Origin of the sequence: Mucilaginibacter sp. PAMB04168 (genome assembly GCF_039634365.2) — a bacterium.
Classification (GTDB): Bacteria; Bacteroidota; Bacteroidia; order Sphingobacteriales; family Sphingobacteriaceae; genus Mucilaginibacter.
In genome coordinates this window covers 1,354,679-1,371,894 of the sequence record NZ_CP155079.2, presented here as the reverse complement: position 1 = coordinate 1,371,894, position 17,216 = coordinate 1,354,679, and the positions used below count along the sequence as shown (strand labels likewise).

Here is a 17,216-nt window from a genome sequence, read left to right as displayed (position 1 = left end):
CATGGAAACCGATACCACAAGGCAGCTTCAGTTTGCAGCAGCAAAGGAACGCCTTAAAAACGTTGTAAAGCGCACCCCTCTGGAGTTTAACCAGGGCCTGTCAGACAAATATGAATGCGAAGTGTACCTAAAGCGTGAGGACATGCAGGTGGTACGCTCGTATAAATTGCGTGGCGCTTATAACATGATTAGCCAGCTTAGCCCAGAGCAGCTGGCTAAAGGCGTGGTATGCGCCAGCGCGGGTAACCATGCACAGGGCGTTGCTTTTTCTTGCCGCAGGCTGGGTATTCAAGGTGTAATTTTTATGCCCGAAATTACCCCCAAGCAAAAGGTAAAGCAAACCCAGATGTTTGGCAACGGTAACGTAGAGATTGTGCTAACCGGCGATACCTTTGACGACTGTTTGCAGGAGGCATTGGCCTATACTGAAGCCCATGAAATGACCTTCATCCCTCCTTTTGATGATTACCGTATTATTGAAGGCCAGGGTACCGTTGGCATGGAAGTTTTGGAAGACCTGCCAGACACCGAACTGGTAATTATGCCGGTAGGCGGTGGTGGCTTAGCTGCCGGCGCAGGCAGCTTCTTTAAACAAATTAATCCCAATATCAAGCTTATCGGCGTTGAGCCTGAAGGTGCCCCCTCCATGGTTGAAGCTATACGCCGTGGTCAGCCTTATACCCTATTGCAAATTAACCGTTTTGTGGATGGTGCCGCAGTTAAGCGTGTGGGCCATCTTACCTACCAGCTGTGCAGCGAGGTACTGGACGAAATGCTTTCGGTACCCGAAGGTAAGGTTTGTACTACCATCCTGAAACTATATAATGAAGATGCGATTGTTGTGGAGCCGGCAGGAGCGCTATCGGTAGCAGTACTTGATCTGGTAAAAGAGCAGATTAAGGGCAAAAAAGTAGTTTGCATTATCAGCGGCGGCAACAACGATATCGACCGCATGGGCGAGATCAAGGAACAATCGTTGCTTTATGAAGGATTAAAGCACTACTTTATTGTACGCTTTCCGCAACGTCCGGGTGCATTAAAGCTGTTTGTAAATAATGTATTGGGTCCTCATGATGACATTACCCGTTTCGAGTTCATCAAAAAAACTGAGAGAGAACGGGGACCTGCACTGGTAGGTATCGAACTAAAATCGGCCGATGACTATCCCGCTTTACTTCAACGTATGGAAGCCCACCGCTTTGATGTCATGGAAATAAACCGCGATCAAACGCTGTTTGAGTATTTAGTATAGATTACTAAAAAAGCAGCAGTCCTAATTACACATCCTTTAAAAAATCGACAGCTTTTCTACACAACTCTTGTAGTGCTAAAGGCAAATCTTGTTGCACATATGGGTGTGTAGCGCCAAAAACATGGTCGGCGTTTGGAATGAGCGCCAAGCGGGCATTGGGCTGCATGGCCTTTAGGTCGTGTGCATGGCTTGGAAGTACTACTGTGTCAGCCGTGCCATGCAACAGTAACCAGGGCTGTTGTACATCAGCCGCGCGGGCCAGCACATTCAGCCGGCCTGGGTTGCGTTCTAGGTCGTCTAACAAAGTTGATTTTACGGGCATGTCCTGTCCGGTACGTTTATTGGTAAAGTTAAGCACACCGGCCAGCTTCCATTGCTTTTCAATCTCCTTGGGCCATAAATTACGGAACGACGCAACAGACGCCATAGTGATTAAACGGCTCACCCGCTTATCCTCTGCCGCTTTAACAATGCTAATACCGCCGCCCATACTATGCCCTATCAAACAAACAGATTGCACCGCCGGTATAACCGAACCACTGCAAGCAAAATCAATTACATACTGCAGGTCTTCCAATTCTATCGAAAAAGTATTCTCGCTAAAAGCAATCATATCGGTAAGGTCATTCGCATCCTCAGGTGTTGTACCGTTGTGCGAAAAGTTGAATTTTAAAAACCGGTAACCGTTTTGCGCAAAGTAGCGGGCTACCAAGTGATGAGTTCCCCAATCCTTAAAACCTTTAAAACCGTGTACAAATATAAGGAGCGGCGCGTGCGGGTTGGTCTCTTCAAAAGTGAGGTCCATTAGCATGTTGCGCCCTTTTGCGCCGGGCAGGGTATGGCTTTGTGTAATAATCATAAATGCTAAATACTCATTTAAGCAACAGGTTTACGTTTTGTTTGCATATGCCAAAAAAGCCACAACATGAGCACCGGTTGCAAAAACAGCCGTAGCCAGGCCAACAACGGCGTTATAAATAAACTACCTACCCACACAGGTGCCTGGTGCAGCATGGTTATATGTACGGGCATAAACAAGGCCAGCATCATTATAAGTCCTGAAACACCATAATTACGGGTAGTTGGCAAAACAAGCAGCAGGCCAAAAAATATTTCAAAACCGCCTGAAATGTAGTTTAACTGATTGGGGTAAGGCAAATAATCAGGAATAATTTTTAGATAACCATCTGGATGTACGAAGTGATTAATACCGGCCGCTATATAGCCAATAACCAGGATAACCAGACTAATTTTTTTGAGCATTTTATTCGGGCAGTAAGCGTATAATAATTTAAGTAACAGGTTGTTTTAATAATATGCAAGTATTTAAAAGGTAAAAAGGCAACTGCGCACCTTTGCTTAAATATGGTTTAACCGCTTTATTTGCATCCAGGCAACCATTTCAATTGTTTTAGCGTATTTATTTATACTCGTTCTAAATTAATGTGTTTGACAAAGGGTTGACATAGCAACAAGGTATAAGATACTACTTTTGTGAGTTGAATTTTTTGTACCAATAACAAGGCTTTGAAGTATTTAAAAGTTATAGCTTTTACGCATAAGCAAATTGAACTGAAGGAACTCGGGAAGTTAGTGCTATGCCAGGAAAATCTGACGGAGAAACTTCAGCAGGTGAAGGATCAGTTTAACATCCCTGAACTGTTTTACCTCTCAACCTGTAACCGTGTCGAATTTGTGATGGCCACTTCACAGCCTGTTGACAGGGATTTTGCACAGCAGTTCTTACAGGCGCTTAGTGTGGGTTTATGCCCGTACTATATGAATACTTTTATCGATGCGGCATCCATATACGAAAACCACGAGGCGCTTAACCACCTCCTGCGTACGTCATGCTCGCTCGAAAGTTTAGTTGTTGGCGAAAAAGAAATTTTGGCCCAGTTGCGCAAAGCTTATGAAAACTGCCGCCAAGCCGGCTTAACCGGCGACTTTTTACGCATGGTAATGAACTGTGTGGTAAAAACGGCTAAGGAGGTTTACACCCATACTAATATATCACGAAATCCCATTTCGGTTGTGTCATTAGCTTACCGCAAGCTTAAGGAGTTAAAGCAATGCTCAAACGCCCGGGTACTTATTATTGGCGCAGGCGAAACTAACCGCAACATATCCAAATACCTGCAAAAGCATAAATACAGCAACTTCTCGGTGTTTAACCGTACGCTGGCCAATGCCGAAAAACTGGCGGCTGACCTGAACGGCGAGGCTTACGACCTGGAAGCGCTTAAAAGTTTTAAAAAAGGTTTTGACGTCATCATTACCTGCACATCGGCTACTCAGCCTATCATCACTACCGAGATTTACGAATCGTTACTAAACGGTGAAACCAGCCGGAAAACCGTTGTTGATTTAGCAGTGCCTAATGATACTGCCGCCGAAGTACTGGAGTTGTTTTCTGTAAATTATATTGAAGTGAACTCACTGAACGAAATTGCCAAGAAAAACCTGCAAGAACGTTACCAGGAACTGGTACATGCCGAAAAAATCATTAACCAAAATATAGACGAGTTTTTGCCCCTGCTTAAACAGCGCCGTATTGAGGTAGCCATGCGCCAGGTGCCCGAGACCATTAAGCAAATCAAGGAAAAGGCGCTTTATACCGTTTTTGCCGACGAGGTACAAGCCATGGACGAACAGTCACGCCAGGTGTTGGAGAAGGTTATCAGTTACATGGAAAAGAAATACATCAGTGTGCCCATGGTTATGGCCAAAGAGATCATGATTGAAACCAACTGATAAAAACAACATCTACCTGTTATAAAATATAAAACAATGAGCAATTTTTGCAAAAAGCCCTGCATGTTATTGCTACATGGCACTGTGTTCATTTAGCATCGTTAACGTAACTCCTTTAGTTTCCTGCATAACTCCCCTCAGCGGCAGTTATTAATTTCACTTATACCAGCGCTTCAACTGCGTATTGGTGATGGTTTTTTTATTATACTAAATACGTTAACCATGTTTTCTTCAATTTTCACACCTAAACCCCTAAAGCAACAAAACGAGGGGGTGGCCACTATACTTGCGTTTGCATTATTGCCTTTATCGGGCTTTGCTACTGATATTTATATCCCTTCACTGCCATCAATGGCAACATCGCTGCATGTGGGCAGCATACAGGTTCAATTCACCCTTACTTTATTTTTAATAAGCTACGGCCTCACTCAATTGTTTGTAGGCAGCTTGCTGGATAGTTTTGGCCGCTATAAGATAGGATTAATTTCCCTGATGCTTTTTACTGTAGCCAGCTTGGTTATTGCCAATACCCAAAGCATTTATATTATTTACCTTATGCGCATACTGCATGGCATTACCGTAGGCGGTATTGTAGTGGCCAAGCGAGCTTACTTTATTGATGTATTTAGCGGCGATAAGCTGAAACATTACCTCAGCCTGTTCTCTATCATCTGGTCAACCGGACCAATTATAGCACCGTTTATTGGTGGTTATTTCCAGGTTGCTTTCGGTTGGAAATCCAATTTTTACTTTCTGGCGCTGTTTGCCGCGGTTGCTTTGGTATTAGAGGTAATTTATAGCGGCGAAACGCTGCAACATTACGCAGAGTTTGCCATTAAGAAGATAGCCGGCATTTACGCAACTATGTTTAAAACGGTAAGCTTTACCCTTGGTATTGTGATGCTGGGCCTGGCTTATACCATGGTTATGATCTATAATATGACAGGGCCGTTCATCATTGAGCATAAACTTCAGCTGTCTCCGGTTGTGGCTGGCTATAGCTCGCTGGTGCTGGGTTTTGCCTGGATGGTAGGTGGCTTTATTGGTAAGGCAACCATTAACCGGCCATTTTTTAACCGGCTTGCATTAAACATTGGGTTACAGCTCATTTTTGCCTTAGCTATGCTGTTAAGTATAAAGCTTGTAGAAAATTTATACTCAATGCTATTTTTTGCCTTTATTATTCACGTAGCTGCGGGGTTTACTTTCAACAACTTCTTTACCTACTGCTTAAGCCGCTTCCCAAAAAATGCCGGCATAGCCAGCGGTTTAACCGGCGGCATCAACTACGTTATTGTCTCTTTTTTGAGCTACGGTATTGTGGCTGCTTTCCCGGCAAAAGATGAGTATAACCTAGGATTTAGTTATCTGATGCTCATCCTTATTTCTGTAGCAGTAATGTTATGGCTTAAAATAAGAAAAACAGCTTGGTAAGATAAGCTCCCTTCCAGGGGGAGAGGTTTGAATAATAAAAGGATAACAATCAACCTGTCATTTCGATCCTGAAGTATCCTTCAAGGAGGATCCATTACTATCGTTTAGATGACACGTTGGCGTTGGTGATAAGTTTGCACCTAAATTTTGGCCCTCGTTTCTCGGCTACCAGCTCTACTTATCGTCAATTTATCCTCACATTGTGATAAAAATTCCTTATAAAACCGTCTAAAAGTTAAATTTGCATGTAAATCAAAAATCAATCTTGGACAGGACAGTTATTATCGGAACCCGTGGTAGTGAATTAGCCTTATGGCAGGCCAACTTTGTTAAAGACAGCTTGGCGGCAATTGGTGTAACAGCACAGTTAAAAATCATTAAAACACAGGGCGACCGCATCCTGAACCTTAGTCTTGATAAACTGGAAGGCAAAGGCTTTTTTACCAAGGAACTGGAAGAAGAATTAATGGCAGGCACCATCGATGTTGCAGTACATTCGCACAAGGACCTGCCCACAGAGCATCCGCCGGGACTCATTATCGCAGCAGTTTCAGAACGGGAAGACCCTTCTGAACTGTTGTTGATCTTGAAGGATTGTGTGGATGTTCATCAAAAATTATCGGTAAAATTTGGTGGTTTGGTAGGCACCTCATCTAATCGCCGGAAGGCACAATTACGTGCTCTTCGCCCCGATTTGGAGATGGATGACCTGCGTGGTAATGTACCTACCCGTATAGGTAAACTGCGTAGCGAAAACTACCATGCCATTATGCTGGCCAAAGCCGGCGTAAAGCGTTTAGGCATTGACTTGAGCGATTTCCATGTAGAGGAACTAACCCCTACTGAGTTTGTGCCTGCACCCGCACAAGGTGCGCTGGCCATACAAATACGCGAAAAAGATACCGACTTATACAATACATTACAGCAACTACACCACCCTGAGGTGGCCGAGGCATTAGCTATAGAACGCAGTGTGCTTAAAAGTTTTGGCGGCGGCTGCCACATGCCGTTAGGCTGCTATTGCCGTAAGCACGAGGGCGTTTACCAGGTATTTACTTCTAAGGCCGATACCGAAGACGATTTGCCTGACCGTATGTTTATCACCTCGCCTACTACCGACGGCTTGGTTGACAAGATTTTAGCAAAATTTGATAAGAACCGCAAATTGGCTGGGCAGGTATTCATCTCACGCGAATTACCGCCATCCAGCTATTTTAGGCGTGTTTTGCAAAAGCATGGTATGGAGGTTGAGGCACGCTCCCTTATACGCACGGTACCTATCATGACCATCTTAAACCCGCACATACTCCAAAATATAGATTGGGTATTTTTTACCAGCAAAAATGCGGTCGAATACTTTTTTCAATTAAAGCCACAGTTTGCAAAACCGGTTAAGTTTGGTGTAATGGGTAGCGGCTCTGAAGATATGCTGCGTCGTAACGGCCACTTTGCCGACTACGTAGGCGAAAGCGTAGACACGGCGGAGGTGGCTCAGGAATTTGCTAAAATAGCCAATGGCTTAACCATCTTATTCCCCGGAGCAGAGAGCCCTATGCGCAGTATTCACAAAGCATTATCGACCGAAACTAAGATAATTGATCTGCCTGTGTATGCCACCATGCCCGAAGAGGTAGCCTGCGGTACTTCAGCCGATATACTGGTGTTCACTAGTCCGTCTAACGCTGACGCCTATTTTAAAGATAATTTACTGGATAACAATCAGCGGGTAATTGCCATTGGGAAATCGACCGGCAAAAAGCTTGAAGATCTCAATATACCCTACACACTGCCTTTCTCGCCCGATGAAGTAGGACTGGCCGAGGCTGTGTTTGGACTATAACAGCCCCTTTCCACCTCCCCGGTAGGGAGGCTTAATTTATAAGGGGACCATTTTTACATTTTAAACAAAAGTCTTCCTTACCCGGGGGATTTTAGAACGGCTTATGCTACAACGACCCAGAAGAAATAGAAAGAGTGAAGTAATCCGGCAGATGGTGCAGGAAACATATGTGAGTGCGGCAAATTTGATATTCCCGTTGTTTATTATCGATGGCGAAAATCAAAAAACAGAAGTTTCTTCAATGCCTGGTATTTTCAGATACTCGGTTGATAACCTTTTACGCGAGGTAGAAAGTTGCATGAAGTTGGGCTTAAAGACTTTTGATTTGTTTCCTAACATTGATGAAGCTTTAAAAGACACGTTCGCAACTGAGAGTTACCGTGAGGAAAGTTTGTACCTCCGCGCCATCAGAGAGGTAAAAAAGGAATTCCCGGAAGCTTGCGTAATTACCGACGTTGCCATGGATCCATACAGCAGCGACGGACATGACGGGATTGTAGACAATGGTGAGATTTTAAATGATGCTACTTTAGAAGTACTGGGCAAAATGGCTTTGGCTCATGCCCGCGCCGGTGCCGATATTATAGCACCATCAGATATGATGGATGGCCGCGTAGGCTTCATCCGTCAGGTATTGGACGAACATGGCTATAGTGGTGTATCTATCATGTCCTATTCGGCCAAGTACGCCAGTGCATTCTACGGCCCGTTCCGTGATGCGCTGAACTCCGCTCCCAAATTTGGCGACAAAAAAACCTACCAAATGAATCCTGCCAACCAGCGCGAAGCCCTTATTGAGGCCAACCTGGACGAGCAGGAAGGGGCCGACTTTTTAATGGTAAAACCGGCATTACCTTACCTGGACGTAATAAAATTACTGAAAGACAATACCGAACTACCTATTGCAGCCTACAACGTAAGCGGCGAGTATGCTATGATTAAAGCAGCCATACAAAAAGGCTGGCTTAACGAGCAGCGCGCTATTACCGAAGTGCTTACCAGCATTCGTCGGGCAGGCGCAACTGCCATACTTACTTACCACGCTAAAGAGGTTTTGGAGAATAAGTGGCTGTAACATAAGGTAAATAAACCAGGAAGAACTACAAACGTTATGGTGAGGAACGAAGCAATCTATGCCTAGCACAAAAAATTATGTATAGTTCAGTAATTGCTTCGTTACCTGAAAGGACGAGATAGATATTAATCGAATGTCAGAAATAAAAGAAATAAGCCGCGAGAACTCGTCGGAATTGTACGCTAAGGCTAAAACCTATTTCCCGGGTGGAGTTAATTCACCGGTTAGGGCATTTAAATCGGTTTATGGTACGCCGCTGTTCATCAAAAAAGGTGATGGCGCCTATCTGTGGGACGCTGATGATAACCAGTTTATCGATTTCTGCGGATCATGGGGTCCGCTTATTTTAGGCCATAATCATCCCGCCATTCGCGAGAAGGTGATTGAAGTAATGCAAAACGGCATGTCATTCGGCGCACCTACCGCACTGGAAAATGAGCTGGCCGAACTAATTTTGAGCAATAACAGGTTCATTGAAAAAATACGTTTTGTAAGCTCAGGTACTGAAGCGGTAATGTCGGCCATAAGGCTGGCCCGCGGCTATACTAAGCGCGATAAGATATTAAAGTTTGAAGGCTGCTACCACGGTCACGTTGATGCGCTGCTGGTAAAAGCTGGCTCGGGCCTGGTAACCTTTGGCGAAACATCATCAGCCGGTGTACCCAAAGCCTTTGCAGACGAAACAATAGTTATTGCCCTGAATGATAAAGAGGCACTGGCTAAAGCGTTTGGAGACTTTAAAGACCAAATTGCCGCCGTAATTATTGAACCTATACCAGCCAATAACGGGTTGCTGCTACAGCACCAGGAGTTTTTGCAATACCTGCGCGAGGTTTGTACAACCAACGGCACGCTGCTGATCTTCGACGAGGTGATCTCTGGTTTCCGGGTGAGCTTTACAGGTGCAGCCGGTTTGTATAATATCAATCCTGATATTATAACCTACGGCAAAATTATAGGTGGTGGCCTGCCTGTAGGCGCTTACGGCGCATCGGCTCAAATTATGAGCAATGTATCGCCTGAAGGGCCCGTTTATCAGGCTGGTACATTATCGGGTAACCCGGTAGCCATGGCAGCGGGTATAGCGCAGTTAACCGAATTATTAAAGCCGGGCTTTTATGAGGATCTGAACAACAAAACAAAATCCTTTGTAAATGATATTCTGACGTTTGCAAACCAGCGTAACTACCCGGTTAATATATCGCACATCGGATCGATATTTTGGTTTGCATTTGATACTACTGATACTATTCGCAAAGCTGAGGATATTGATCCGCACAGTATGGACCGCTTTAAAACCATGCACCAGCATTTGCTGAATAGTGGCGTTTATTTTGGTCCGTCGGGTTACGAGGTAGGCTTTATATCGGCCGCCCACACAATGGCTATACTGGATACCGCAAAACAAGCTATATTTGATAGCTTGGATGTGGTGTTTGCTCCCTCCCCACCCTCATCGGAAGGGACGGCTCTTGCCAGTAAAGATGATTTCAGAGAATAATTCACCTATTTTAAATACCCATCCTTTGAGGGTGGATTAAGAGGGGCTATGAAAAGACCATTTGCTATATTTTACGCGCTCATCATTTACACCTTAATGGAGTTGGTATGGTGGGGATATATGCTCATAAAACTACAGCCCGAACGTACCGGAATGATACTGGGCGAAGGCTCCATGTTTATCATTGTTATAATGGGTGGAGCTACCTTGTTCCATAAATCGTTAAATAAAGAGCGCCGCCTGCAGGACCAGAAAAAAAACTTCCTGCTTTCGGTTACACACGAGCTGAAATCGCCGTTGGCCGCTATAAAGCTTTATCTGGAAACCATACAAAAACGCAGCCTGAGCAAGCAACAGGTAGATGATTTTGTGGGCAAATGCTTGTTAGACATTGACCGCCTGAACGATATGGTGGAAAACATGTTGCTTGCCGCCAAGATAGAAAATCAATCCTATACGTTTCCCAAACAGGAATTTAACCTTTCGGTACTGGTTGATGGTATTGTGAACCGCCTGCAAATTAACAAATGCGACCTTACACAGCAGTTGATTAATGCCGAGATTGAGCCAAAAATAGAAGTTACAGGTGATAAATTTGCCTTAACGTCAGTTGTAACCAACCTCATAGAAAACGCCATAAAGTACTCGGGCCCCTGCGAAACCGTAGATGTGAAGCTGTTTAACAAGAACGGCAAAGTACACCTGCAAGTGGCCGATCATGGTATTGGTATAGCAGATGAAGAAAAAAGCCGTATTTTTGACAGGTTTTACCGTGTAGGAAGCGAAGAAACCCGTAACACAAAAGGCACGGGTTTAGGTTTATACATTGTAAAACAAGTACTGGATAAACACCAGGCCATTATCAATGTAAGTGATAACAGGCCCGCCGGCAGTGTTTTTGAAGTTATATTTGGTTAAACCTGTTTTCAACACAACCTACATGACAAAAAAGAGAATCTTATTGGCTGAGGACGAAGAACATCTACTCGAAGCCATCAAATTAAATCTGGAGCTGGAGGGTTATAAAGTAACCACCGCCAACAATGGTAAAAAAGCACTACAAAAATTTAAAGAGGAACGCTTTAACCTGGTAATACTGGATGTAATGATGCCCGAGGTTGACGGCTTTGTTGTAGCCGAAACCATCCGTTTGGAAAACTCGGAGGTACCGATCATGTTCCTCACCGCTAAGAATACCAATGAGGATAAGATACAAGGCCTTAGAAAAGGAGCAGATGATTACCTAACCAAACCTTTTAACCTGGAAGAACTCATTTTACGGGTTAACAATCTGGTTAAACGCGGCCTGAAAGGCGAAGACCTGAAAGAGTTCAACAGCTATAAAATTGGCGACAAAACTATTCACTTCAATTCTTTCGAGCTGATTAACGAGGACAATTCGGTTACACCGCTTACCAAAAAGGAAACCATGTTGCTTAAGCTGCTGATTGAGCGCCGTAATGAGGCCGTATCGCGTGAGCAGATCCTGGAAACCGTGTGGAATTATGACGTTTACCCATCTACCCGTACTATTGATAATTTTATATTAACCTTCCGCAAGTATTTTGAACCCGATCCTAAAAATCCGGTATATTTTCATTCTATACGCGGCGTGGGTTATAAGTTTACCGATAATCACCATTAATGTTCACTAATCAGGCCCGCATCGGGGTAGCTGTCGCTTTCGGCCTGCTAATGGGTTTCTTTATCTACCAGCAAACTTACCAGTTGGCAGCCATAGCTTTACTGTTTATTGGCTTACTTATTTGGGGTTACTTTAAAGAGGGAACCATTATATTGGCCGCTAAGCAGTTTCATGTTAAAAACTACGAAAAGGCAGAGGCCCTGCTTTTGCAGATAAAACGCCCAGAATGGCTGAGCAAAAAGCGCCGAGGTTTTTATGAGTTTATTATGGGTGGTATAAGCTTGCACAAGCAGGAATACCAGGCTGCCGAACAACACTACGAGGTAGCTACACAATACCCATTGCGGTCGGTTAACGATCATGTGGCCGCATTGGTACACATTGTTAACATTAATATAAGGCAGGGCAATTACGATAAGGCGCGTGCCTACCTGCAGCTGGCCGAAGATAAAGGCGAGCAGGTGAACGCCAAGATGAAGGCCGTGATAGACAAGCTGCATAAGGAATTGCAATTACACAAAAATTAACACAGCAGGCCGTTGAGGCTATGCTTTTTTATATGGAAGATTCATTATTTTTAAAAGCCGCATTCTCGCAAAAAACAGAGCGCCCACCCGTATGGATGATGCGCCAGGCCGGTCGTTTTATGCCCCAGTACTGGGAAATTAAAAACAAGTACTCGTTTTTGGAGATGTGCAAAACGCCCGAAATTGCAGCCGATGTAACCATGCTGCCGGTTGATTTGCTCGACATTGATGCTGCCATCCTGTTCTCTGATATATTGGTAACCGGCGAGGCTATGGGCGGCGATTTAAGCTTTACGCAGGGCGTGGGCCCTAAGTTTGCCAATCCTGTACGTACCCAGGCCGATGTGGACAACCTGAGCGTAAATGTGCTTGACAGGTTACAGTATGTGGCCGATGCCATTAAAGTTATACAACAACGCCTGAACGGTCGTATCCCGCTGATAGGTTTTGCCGGTGCACCGTTTACTGTGATGAGCTACCTGGTTGAGGGCGGCTCCTCGCGCGATTTCAAATTGACCAAGCTGATGCTGCACAACCAGCCTGAGTTGGCTCATCAATTATTAAGCAAAATTGCACAGGTAACGGCAGATTACCTGAACCTGCAGATTGAAGCAGGTGTAAATGCCGTACAGATATTTGACAGCTGGGCACAGGCCCTCGCTTGGGACGATTATAAAGAGTTTTCGCACAACTACATCGTAGAAATCATCAGCAGGCTTAACCGTAAAGATATCCCGGTGATTTCTTTTTGTAAAGGCAGTTCGGTATTTGCGCCGTTAATGGCCGAAGCCAAACCTGACGTAGTATCGATTGACTGGAACGTAGATTTGCTGGATATTAAACGCCGCCTGCCTCAAGGCGTGGCTGTGCAAGGTAACCTCGATCCGCACATATTATATGCCGATAAAAAGGTAATTAAAGACCGTATACACCGTTTGTTCGACCGCATGAAGAACGAACCTGGCTTCATCTTCAACCTGGGTCATGGCATTATGCCCGATATTCCGTTTGATAACGTTAAGTATGCGGTTGAGGTAATAAAGGAGTACAGCTACTAATTAAAAACAGAACCATGTCGTTGCGAGCGTAAGCGGGTAATCTCCTCCTTACTTACCTGTAGGCCAAGATTGCCATGCCGCTGTTGTGACTCGCAATGACACGATGATAACAAAAAATGTACTTCTATATTAAAGCCATACATATCATTTTTGTAGTCAGCTGGATGGCTGGACTGTTTTATGCGGTGCGCCTGTTTATATACCATACTGAGGCGCAAGAAAAACCCGAGGTAGAACGCAACATCCTTACGGCCGAATACGAACGCATTGAACGCCGCCTATGGAATATCATAGCCACCCCGGCTATGATCATGACACTTATTGCGGGTATCGCTATGGTAATCATAGAACCTTACCTCATGCACCAGAACTGGCTCATTGTAAAGCTATGCTTTGTAGTGGGTTTAGTATGCTATCATCTTGTTTGTGCCAATATGATGGAGCAGATGCGTAAAGGCATTTTCAAATGGACTTCTTTCCAACTACGCCTTTGGAATGAGGTAGCTACCATCTTTCTTTTTGCCATTGTATTCCTGGCCGTTCTTAAAAATGCCGTTGACTGGATCTACGGAATGCTTGGCCTTATCGCTTTTGCCATGATCATCATGTCGGCAGTAAAGATTTATAAGAATTACAGAGTTAAAAAAGGGATTAAGTAAGGCAGCGTGGTTCTAATTTAATGTAGCGACGCGGCCAAACTCAGGATAAATTTCTTCAGCCACTTAATTTAAGCCTAATACTCCAAATATTTCTCTACCTGCACACCCATGTGGCTGTAATTGTCAAACAAGCCCGGCTCGTGGTTAAGGAGGTGGATTTCTATTGGGCCGTACTCTAAGTGAATTTCTTCATAGGCCCCTTTAAACAGAATCTCTTTAATGGTCCACTCTATGTTTTTGCCTGTGGCAATAGGCTTTATCCATTCGGGATAGATCACCACCTGGCCTTTCACGCCTTTTACACGCAAGGCCCTTGCCTCTTCCCGCATCAGCACATTGCAGTGCGAAAGCAAGCGGGCGGTGTATAAGTTTTTGGGCTGGTTATATACATTTTTTGGAACACCGCTTTCCAGTATCTGTCCGTCTTTAATAACCACCAGTTCATCAGCCATCGAGAGCACTTCGGCCGGGTCGTGCGATACGATGATTACCGTAAGGCCGGTTTCCTTAACAATCCTGCGGATATCCTGCTGCAAGCCGTCTCTAAAGGTGGTGTCAACCTGGTTAAAGGGCTCATCCAGCAATAACACCTCGGGTTGGGTAACCAGTGCCCGTGCAATAGCTACACGCTGTTTTTCACCGCCACTCAGGTCGGCCACACGTTTATCGGCCAGGCGATGCATGTTCAGCTGCTTCAGCACCCGTTCGGTACCCTCCTGCTTGGCTTGCAAATTAGTATTGGGAAGTAAAATGGCTATATTGTCCCATACCTTGGCAAAAAGGTTGAGATCATCAGTATGCTGCGTTACCATTTTCATGGCATCGTGCCCGGGTATCAGTTTTTCTTCCGGTCCCCAAATACGCTCTCCTTTAAATTCAACACGCCCGCTATCAACACTAAGCAAACCGAACATTAAACGCAACAATGTGCTTTTGCCGCTGCCGCTCTCGCCTATTATAGCGGTAATTTTACCCTGCTGAATACTTAGATCGATACCTTTTACACCCGACTGCTGCTTACCGGGATATACTTTATTAACTGCAATAGCCTGCAAGAAAGGGGTGGTTTTTACCATTGCGCAAAGATACATAAAAGCAACAAAGGCTACCCGTTTAAGGTAGCCTTTGTTGCTTTTATAGTTAAGCCGTTAAAAGCCAAGCATTATACCAAAGGAGAAGTTACGCAAACCTTCCTGAGCGGCGGTATCAAACATGTCGTTAAAGTAATACTTTCCAAAAACTCCCCATGCGCCGTAACCTACCCGGCCGGTTAAGCCGTAACGTACTTTGGTAAAGTTGTAACTATCGTTAAACTTCTGTTTACCGTTCTCATCGCTTTTTTGCTTTACACGGCCGTTGTAAAGAATGCCGATCATTGGTCCGCCTGCTATGTGAACAGCTTTACCTCGGCTATCGTCATGACTTCTCCAGTCAAAAGTTAATGGAATGCGGAAGTAGCTTGATGTAAAACGATTTTTATCGTATTGAATATTATCACGCGTATAAACCAACCCTTCTTTTGGCCCGTCGGGCTGAATGGTAATGTTTTCGCGCAGGCGGAAGTGTGTCCAATCAAAACCACCCGATACATAAATGCGGAATGAACTGGTGAAGCGGTAACCGGCCTGGATCACATCAAAGCCTACGTTACTGCTTTTCCACGAGCGGTAACGCAAAAAATTATTGGTTGGCGACAGGTCGAAGCTACCATTATCAACCAAGGTAGCTAAGCCCAAGTCCAAACGTGCTAACGTTAACCCCCATGAAAAGCCGGAGGATTTAGATACCTGCTTTACCGTATCAGGCTGATTTACATATACACCTTTGGTATCCTCGCCCGAACCAATAGTGAATTTGAATCTCCTTTTTTTGGTTTTAATAGTGTCTGATTGGGTTTTTACGGTATCGCCCTTGTCATTTACTACAGTTGTAGTAGTAACTTTGGTAGTGGTAACAGTTTGTGCAGATGCACAGGTAACAGCCGCAAAAAATATAGCAGTAAGTAAAAAGCGTTTCATGTGTGGTTAAGTATAATAGATTAGGGATTTATTTTTCTTTCTTTATTTTGATGATACCCAGATTTAGCCCGGTAACATTCGCCTGGTCGTCGTCGGTTTCGGTAAATTCGATCAATTTGTCTTCACGTTTATCTACCTTGGCTACAACCGCATTAATAAGGCCGCCCAGGGTACTGATGCCACGCTTTCTCCTCTTTTCTGGCTGGTGTGCCATAGCCGGTTCAACAGCTGGTTGGGTAATCGGTTTTAAAGCAGCTGCATCATTTTCATCAAGCTTATTGGTTAAAGGCATTTCGGGCACTACCGCATTAGGGATAGTTTGTGCCGGCACGGCCGCCAGTACCGGTACAGGTTGCACGGTGGGCTGATCATTAGCTGGCTCGTTTGCCGGTTCAATGCGTTTATTGGACAGCTGATTGCCAGAACTGATACGATGCTTTACCCCAGTTACCTGCATTACGTTTTGTATAGCAGGTTGCTCATAAGTTGAAGTTTGCAATGCTTCAGGCGACCTCATTTTCAACTTTACTTCTCTTTCAATGGTTTTCACTAATGGCTTGTTCCGGTTTACGGCAACTTGATTTTGCGCTACCTTAGCCGGCTTGTTTAACAGAAACAAGCTTCCAATGCCAAGCACTACCAGTATACTGGCGGCTATGCTCCATACAGGCGCTAATGAACGCTTTTGGGGTGTACCCAACTCAGCCGATATGTTTCCCCAAACGCGGGCCGAAGGCTCAACCTCCAAATTACCCAGCTTTGTACGGAACAAGTCGTCCAGTTCGTTATCTTGCATATTCATATCTCGTTCCCTCAGTTTGTTCAATTTTTTGTTTCAATAAAGTGCGCGCCCTCGATAATTGTGATTTGGACGCACCCTCAGTAATGCCGGCCATCTCTGCAATTTCGCGGTGTGAGTAGCCCTCAATGGCATACAAGTTAAACACCATGCGGTAACCTGCCGGTAGCTGATTAACTATTAGCAGCAAATCCTTTGTCTCCAGGCTTGATGCAGCTACAGCGTTAACCGGTGGCTCGTAACCGCTTTCCTCCATATCTACCAGCGTCATTTTATGATGCTTGCGGTAATACTCAATAGCGGCATGCACCATAATGCGGCGCATCCATCCCTCAAAACTCCCCTCGCCCCGGTAATCATTTATTTTCTGAAACACGCGTACAAAACCGTTCTGCATCATATCTTCAGCTTCCATCTTATCTACCGCATAACGCATGCACACGGCCAGCATTTTTGCAGCAAACTGTTTGTAAAGTAGTTCCTGTGCCTTGCGGTCAGCTGCTTTACATTTTGCGATGAGGTCTTCGGTTGAATATTTATGTTTTAAAAACATCATTTGTTATGAAGATGGCAGATAGCGACAAATGGTTGCATCACCTTTAAAGTTTTTTTAAAAATATCCATAAAAGCGCAATAAACCACTTTTTATATCTT

At 44.6% G+C, this 17,216-nt stretch carries 17 protein-coding genes; 11 read left to right on the top strand and 6 right to left on the bottom strand.

Annotated elements, in window-relative coordinates; translation table 11 throughout:
* Position 1: 1 nt before the first annotated feature.
* Positions 2-1,252 carry a threonine ammonia-lyase IlvA gene (gene ilvA, locus ABDD94_RS05925; protein ID WP_345955074.1) on the top strand — a complete coding sequence of 417 codons (1,251 nt, stop codon included), beginning with the start codon at positions 2-4 and terminating at the stop codon, positions 1,250-1,252.
* Between the two features lie 25 nt (positions 1,253-1,277).
* Here the strand turns inward: ilvA and ABDD94_RS05920 are convergent, their stop codons facing one another.
* Complete coding sequence (locus ABDD94_RS05920; protein ID WP_345955073.1) at positions 1,278-2,111, bottom strand: alpha/beta hydrolase; 834 nt, start codon at positions 2,109-2,111, stop codon at positions 1,278-1,280.
* A gap of 17 nt (positions 2,112-2,128) precedes the next feature.
* The gene (locus tag ABDD94_RS05915) at positions 2,129-2,515 is read right to left on the bottom strand and encodes a DoxX family protein (protein WP_345955072.1); all 387 of its coding nucleotides are present in this window, start codon (positions 2,513-2,515) and stop codon (positions 2,129-2,131) included.
* Between the two features lie 264 nt (positions 2,516-2,779).
* Between ABDD94_RS05915 and hemA the strand changes: the two genes are divergently transcribed.
* The 10 genes from hemA to hemJ all read left to right on the top strand — a co-directional run bounded on the left by hemA (position 2,780) and on the right by hemJ (position 13,745).
* The gene (hemA, locus tag ABDD94_RS05910) at positions 2,780-4,006 is read left to right on the top strand and encodes a glutamyl-tRNA reductase (RefSeq protein ID WP_345948453.1); all 1,227 of its coding nucleotides are present in this window, start codon (positions 2,780-2,782) and stop codon (positions 4,004-4,006) included.
* A 222-nt stretch (positions 4,007-4,228) separates the two neighbouring features.
* Positions 4,229-5,440: an MFS transporter gene (locus tag ABDD94_RS05905; RefSeq protein WP_345955071.1), complete on the top strand. Its 1,212-nt coding sequence runs from the start codon at positions 4,229-4,231 to the stop codon at positions 5,438-5,440.
* Between the two features lie 265 nt (positions 5,441-5,705).
* Entirely contained in the window at positions 5,706-7,280 is a 1,575-nt protein-coding gene (gene hemC, locus ABDD94_RS05900) for a hydroxymethylbilane synthase (protein WP_345955070.1), read from the top strand.
* Positions 7,281-7,383: 103 nt separating this feature from the next.
* A complete protein-coding gene (hemB, locus tag ABDD94_RS05895) occupies positions 7,384-8,355 on the top strand; it encodes a porphobilinogen synthase (protein WP_345955069.1) in 972 nt (323 codons plus the stop codon).
* A 133-nt stretch (positions 8,356-8,488) separates the two neighbouring features.
* Entirely contained in the window at positions 8,489-9,856 is a 1,368-nt protein-coding gene (gene hemL / locus ABDD94_RS05890) for a glutamate-1-semialdehyde 2,1-aminomutase (RefSeq protein WP_345955068.1), read from the top strand.
* Positions 9,857-9,904: 48 nt separating this feature from the next.
* Positions 9,905-10,774 carry a HAMP domain-containing sensor histidine kinase gene (locus ABDD94_RS05885; protein ID WP_345948458.1) on the top strand — a complete coding sequence of 290 codons (870 nt, stop codon included), beginning with the start codon at positions 9,905-9,907 and terminating at the stop codon, positions 10,772-10,774.
* 22 nt (positions 10,775-10,796) lie between these two features.
* Positions 10,797-11,501, top strand: coding sequence for a response regulator transcription factor (locus ABDD94_RS05880; RefSeq protein WP_345955067.1), 705 nt, complete (start codon positions 10,797-10,799; stop codon positions 11,499-11,501).
* Positions 11,501-12,028, top strand: coding sequence for a tetratricopeptide repeat protein (locus ABDD94_RS05875; RefSeq protein ID WP_345955066.1), 528 nt, complete (start codon positions 11,501-11,503; stop codon positions 12,026-12,028). The genes ABDD94_RS05880 and ABDD94_RS05875 overlap by 1 nt, the downstream gene beginning before the upstream one ends.
* Before the next feature lie 32 nt (positions 12,029-12,060).
* Entirely contained in the window at positions 12,061-13,086 is a 1,026-nt protein-coding gene (gene hemE, locus ABDD94_RS05870) for a uroporphyrinogen decarboxylase (RefSeq protein ID WP_345955065.1), read from the top strand.
* 116 nt (positions 13,087-13,202) lie between these two features.
* Complete coding sequence (gene hemJ / locus ABDD94_RS05865; protein WP_345948462.1) at positions 13,203-13,745, top strand: protoporphyrinogen oxidase HemJ; 543 nt, start codon at positions 13,203-13,205, stop codon at positions 13,743-13,745.
* A 74-nt stretch (positions 13,746-13,819) separates the two neighbouring features.
* Here the strand turns inward: hemJ and ABDD94_RS05860 are convergent, their stop codons facing one another.
* From ABDD94_RS05860 to ABDD94_RS05845, 4 genes are all read right to left on the bottom strand, one after another.
* Positions 13,820-14,821, bottom strand: a complete 1,002-nt coding sequence (locus tag ABDD94_RS05860) for an ABC transporter ATP-binding protein (RefSeq protein WP_345955064.1) — start codon at positions 14,819-14,821, stop codon at positions 13,820-13,822.
* Positions 14,822-14,893: 72 nt separating this feature from the next.
* A complete protein-coding gene (locus ABDD94_RS05855; protein ID WP_345955063.1) occupies positions 14,894-15,763 on the bottom strand; it encodes an outer membrane beta-barrel protein in 870 nt (289 codons plus the stop codon).
* Between the two features lie 28 nt (positions 15,764-15,791).
* Positions 15,792-16,565, bottom strand: coding sequence for a hypothetical protein (locus tag ABDD94_RS05850; RefSeq protein ID WP_345955062.1), 774 nt, complete (start codon positions 16,563-16,565; stop codon positions 15,792-15,794).
* Positions 16,549-17,118, bottom strand: coding sequence for a sigma-70 family RNA polymerase sigma factor (locus ABDD94_RS05845; RefSeq protein ID WP_345955061.1), 570 nt, complete (start codon positions 17,116-17,118; stop codon positions 16,549-16,551). Before ABDD94_RS05845 ends, ABDD94_RS05850 begins: the two co-directional genes overlap by 17 nt.
* Positions 17,119-17,216: the final 98 nt, after the last annotated feature.